The sequence below is a fragment of the Daejeonella sp. genome (genome assembly GCF_037719425.1).
Lineage (GTDB): Bacteria > Bacteroidota > Bacteroidia > Sphingobacteriales > Sphingobacteriaceae > Daejeonella.
The window spans coordinates 1-5,336 of record NZ_JBBJNI010000179.1; the positions used below are offsets into that span (position 1 = coordinate 1).

A 5,336-nucleotide genomic window follows, 5' to 3' on the forward strand; every position below is an offset into this window, starting at 1 on the left:
TGGTATAAAGAATTTGAAACGGATAGGAGTGATCAGGTTTAGTAACGAGCGTACACGTGATTACTGGGCTGAGCAGGGATATGATTATTATTCGGGGCTATAGAAGGTCAGTATTCATCTGATGACTGGATCTCATCCGATAACTATCGGTCATCAGATGAGTATCTCCGCTTAGAATGCTTATTTTTGGTTTTATCATTAATTGCCATCCTTCGTCTTAGCACTGGTAATTTACCCAACCAGATATAGGGCTCATGTTCCGTGCACCCTTGTTGATATTTTTTAGTGATTACGATCACTTATTTCACGTGGTTACATCATTCGCTGCCCGGCAGAATAAGGATAAGTTTGCATAATAATAAATTCACAGGAGGTTTTCTTTTATCAATATTAATCCCAATATGTCATGAAAAGTAACGTTAGTCAAAGGTTTTTAAGTTCTAATGAACCGACCAGAAGGGTTCGCTCTACGCGTTATTTCAGGATAATCTTTACTCTCTTTCTGATTGCACTATCATACAGGGAGGCAAGAGCACAAAACTACATAGTGAACTATCTGGGTTTGAATCTGGACGCGCGCGACCTGGTGTATTACCCCGCCGGTAAATTGTTTATGATCAATTCCATTAACGATGGTCAGTTGGGCTACGTCAACAGCGACGGTCAATATAGATTCCTGCTGAAGGACAGCATACTTATTGGTACTGCTGCGATGAAAATCCAGGGCAATACCCTGTATGCTATTATAAACCCTGTAAGGAAGCCAAACGCTATAAAGGGTGGGAGCAAACCTCAATTGGTAAAACTGAATTTATCTACTAATAAAATTGAATCTGTATATGAACTTGGAGACCTGTTTAAAGGGCTTCATTATGTAACGGATCTCACCGTTGATCCTGACGGAGTGGTTTATATCGCCGATGCCTTAGCTCCGGTAATATACAAAGTTGATAAGAAAGGCCGCGGTTCCGTACTGGTCGAAAATGAACTGCTCAGCGGTATAACAGATCAGATCAAATCAATCGCATATCATAAACATGAATATCTTCTGGTATCAGTAGGACGAAATATTTTAAAGGTTGACCTTAAAACGAAGGCAATATACATGGTTTCTATAGAGAAGGATTTCGACGACATAAACAGCATTCACTTTACGAAGGAATACCTGCTTGTCGTCTCAGAAGGAAATGCTGACGGCAGGGTTCATATACTTAACACGTCTAATAGCTGGTTATCCGGGCAGGTTTTGCGCACCGATATATGGAAGTACAAGCGACCAGTAAATATCGAATTCGTAGATAACCGGATCTACGTGCTTGACTCGGAGGCTGATAAGATCGCACAGCCGGACTTTTCCATCAGGGTTATTGATCTGAATAAACTTCCGGCTAATAAAAAGCGGAAGGCTAGAATTATAGCCGGCGATGTGACAATCCTGAAAAAGGATTTTTAAGATCAATTTAATAAACAACGCTTCAATACTTGTATTAGCAAAACCCTGGCGATAAATAAGTATTCTCATTGCACTGAGATATTCAAAACGGACCAGGTAGAAATGCTTATAAATCACATAATTAAGACTTGATTCCCGGATTTTCTAGTCCTATATACACTTAATCTATTATAGTATACAAAAAGAATTTTGTTAAACGTGTATATTTATTCCTGATATAACTATAAAATAATTTATAACGAATCTATTTTACTTTGTAAGTAATAGTATATCCTCTTAAGTATTTTTCGGTGGCAAATCGCAATATCAGACGACAGAATTAACATATGAAAATCATTGTATTTATTCTCGATTTTCAGGGCACTGCCTTTGCAAGTAAATAAGTATGGAAATCTACGTAAAGAATATGGTATGTATTCGTTGTATTATGATCGTTAAGATCGAAATGGAACAGTTAGGTTTTCACTGCAGATCAATTGAAATGGGAAAGATCGATATTGTCGAAGTTCTGACGGGTGAAGATTTGCAGCAGATAAGAGATGCTTTGTCAAAATGGGGCCTTGAGGTTGTCGACAATAAGAAGCATGTTATTATAGACAAGATTAAAGGGCTTATCTCTGAGATGATTAACCAGCCGGAAACACATGCAAAGGGGAATTTTTCGTATTACCTGAGCTCAAACCTTAATTTGGATTACACTTATTTGGCGAATGTATTTTCTGAAATGGAATCCACTACAATCGAGCAATACGTAATTCAGCAGAAGATCCTGATTGCAAAAAATCTTATTGCCTTCAGCGCTTTAAATCTCACCGAGATATCATGGAAATTAAACTATAGCAGCGTAGCCCACCTTTCCACTCAATTCAAGAAGGTGACCGGAGTGACTCCTTCAAGCTTCAAGCTTCAAGCGAACAACATCTCAGGCTAATACAATGTGTGAATTATAGAACTTTCAGATAAAATTATATAACAGATTCTGCTTTCCCCAAGGTAGCTTTGCTAAACGGAATGTTAAACCTCATTTCTAATTTCCTTAATCTACATTATGAAAAAAAACATCACACAAGGTATGGATGATGTCCAGCTGCTCAAGAGCAGAGGCTATTCTAAACTAAACAAGACGATATGTTATGTCGCAATGCTCATTGTTGTCTTTCTGGCTGCTTGTAAGAAAGACGATTTCCAGGGAGAAGTTGTAGGGCTCTGCCCTGTAGTTGTTTCCACCGATCCGATGGACAAGGCCGTTGATGTTCCTTTAAACAAGGTGATCACCGTGACCTTTAACACCACAATGAGTGCATCAACTATAAACAGCTCTACTTTTAGTTTAAAACAAGGCGCAACAGTAGTGCCGGGAGTAATAGCGCCGACAACCAACAGTGCCGTTTTTACTTTTAAGCCGGATGTTGCTCTTTCACCTTTTTTACTTTATACGGGTACTATTACAACCGGGGCTAAGGACACCTTACGAACAGCTATGGTTGCCGATTATGTATGGTCTTTCACAACAACTCCTGTTGTAACGACATCATCAAGTCCTTCTGCTGCAGGAACTACTACCGGAGCGGGAGCATTCGCTCAGGGTTCATTAGCTACTGTAACAGCAACACCGATCAGCGGTTTCACTTTTACAAACTGGACAGTTAATGGGACAGTGGTTTCCACCAGTGCCAGCTACCAGTTTACAGTCAATGGAAACATTGCATTGGTTGCAAACTTTGCCCCGGTACCCATCGGAAAATTTTCGGTAAGCCTATCCTCTCTACCGGCTGCGGGCGGAACTACGACGGGCGCGGGCTCTTATGATCCGGGTACATCGGTAACTGCTACAGCACGGGCTAATCCAGGGTTTACCTTTGTGGAATGGACGGAAAACGGAGTTAGGGTTTCAACAAGCACAAGTATTCAGTTCTTTATCACGGCTGACAGGACATTCGTTGCAAACTTCAGGGCAATCCCGGCGTCACAATTTGCTGTTGTATTATCTTCAAATCCAGCAGCCGGGGGCACCACGAACGGCGAAGGGGCATTCTCTTCCGGATCTTCTGTGACGGTTACGGCAGCAGCCAATGTGGGCTATACCTTTACCAGCTGGACTGACCAGGGGAGTGGAACTGTATTATCTACAAGTCCAAGTTACACGTTCGTGTTAAGCTCAAACCGAAGCCTGGTGGCCAATTTTACCCTTAACACCTACACATTAACGGTAACTGCAACCAATGGTACAGTGGCCAAAACTCCGGACCAGCCAAGGTACAATCACGGAACCAACGTGCAACTGACAGCGACACCGGCCACTGGCTTTGTCTTCTCGTCGTGGAGCGGTGATGCCAGCGGATCTGCAAATCCACTAACTGTTAATATGAATGGCAATAAGAATATCACTGCGAACTTTACAGCCATACCGGTAAATACTTTCACATTAACGGTAATTGCTAATAACGGATCAGTTACGAAGAATCCAAACCAGGCGACTTATAACAGCGGATCTACCGTGCAGCTTACAGCTACACCAAATAGCGGATTCAACTTTAGTTCGTGGAGTGGCGATGCTACAGGTTCAGCAAATCCATTGACGGTGACGATGAATGCGAATAAGACGATCACAGCTAATTTCACGCCTGTGGCTGCACCGCTATTCACGTCAATTTTTGGAGCTTTTGGGGGGAGTGCAGGTATAACCAATCAGGGAATAAATACGCTCATCAATGGAAGCATCGGCACCACTGGGGTCGCCACTGTGATTACAGGATTTCATGATGGAACCACAGGGGATGTTTATACAGAAACCCCGTTAAACAAGGGCCTTGTAACAGGAAGGATTCATGCAGCACCTCCGGCACCCGGTACTGCTGCTTCAGCTGATATAGCAGCTAAGGCATTACTGGCAATAAATGCGTTTTACGTCAGTATCTCGCCTGCGAACAGGCCGGGTGGTATTGTTCTTAGCAATGATGAGCTTGGAGGACGGACATTAGCGCCAGGTACATATAGATCTGCAAGCGGAACATACGGGATAACAAATGGAAATCTTACTCTGGATGCTCAGGGCAATGCGGATGCTGTATGGGTATTCCAGGTGCCAACCGCATTAACTGTGGGGGTAGCTGGACCAACCGGTGCACGTAGTATCATTCTTGCTAATGGGGCTCTTGCCAGAAACGTATACTGGTACGTCGGGACTGCCGCTACCATTAACGGCGCTGGTGGCGGTACAATGGTAGGTACTATCATCTCTTCTGCGGGAGTAACATTCTCGACCGCTGGAAATACCGTTCAGACAGTATTGAACGGCCGTGCTCTGTCGCTGGTTGCATCAGTTACTATGGTAAACACAACCATCAACGTGCCTAATTAATACTGAACACATGTAAATGTCATCTGTGTATATCCCCCTTTTTCGGGGGATTTACCAAACTAAAAAAACAAAAACTTTAATCTGTAATAGAAGATCTCTTATGTTTCTCAAAAACAAAATCATACAAAAAGTTATCATTTCCTGTTTAATGATAATTTTCATCCAAGGCAATGTGCAGGCACAAAGCACTTTCTCACCGTGGTGGTTCGGAGTGTCGGGAGCTGCAAATCTGAATATATACGATGGCACTACTCAACGCCTGAATAATTCATTGTTTGTTCCAACGGCCTTTCACAGAGGTTTAGGTTTCAAGCCTTACGGATCAATATTGATGGAATATCGTCCCGGCCCGGTTTGGGGCGCAATGTTAAACGTTGGGTATGATGGACGCGGTGCAAAGTTTAATGATGTGATAGCTCCCTGTAACTGCCCGGCAACCCTCGAAAGCAAGCTGAGCTATTTAAGCGTTGAACCAAGCCTAAGATTAGGCTCGGCTACATCTAAATTTTTCTTTTTTGCCGG

At 42.6% G+C, this 5,336-nt stretch carries 3 protein-coding genes and 1 pseudogene; all 4 read left to right on the forward strand.

Annotated features, from left to right (window positions below; translation table 11 throughout):
- Positions 1 to 406 precede the first annotated feature (406 nt).
- A complete protein-coding gene (locus WKF69_RS17490; RefSeq protein WP_340383514.1) occupies positions 407 to 1,453 on the forward strand; it encodes a hypothetical protein in 1,047 nt (348 codons plus the stop codon).
- 385 nt (positions 1,454 to 1,838) lie between these two features.
- A complete protein-coding gene (locus tag WKF69_RS17495) occupies positions 1,839 to 2,384 on the forward strand; it encodes an AraC family transcriptional regulator (RefSeq protein WP_340383515.1) in 546 nt (181 codons plus the stop codon).
- A gap of 117 nt (positions 2,385 to 2,501) precedes the next feature.
- Complete coding sequence (locus tag WKF69_RS17500) at positions 2,502 to 4,814, forward strand: ice-binding family protein (RefSeq protein WP_340383516.1); 2,313 nt, start codon at positions 2,502 to 2,504, stop codon at positions 4,812 to 4,814.
- A 148-nt stretch (positions 4,815 to 4,962) separates the two neighbouring features.
- Positions 4,963 to 5,336: pseudogene (locus WKF69_RS17505) on the forward strand (flagellar motor protein MotB); the annotation flags it as partial.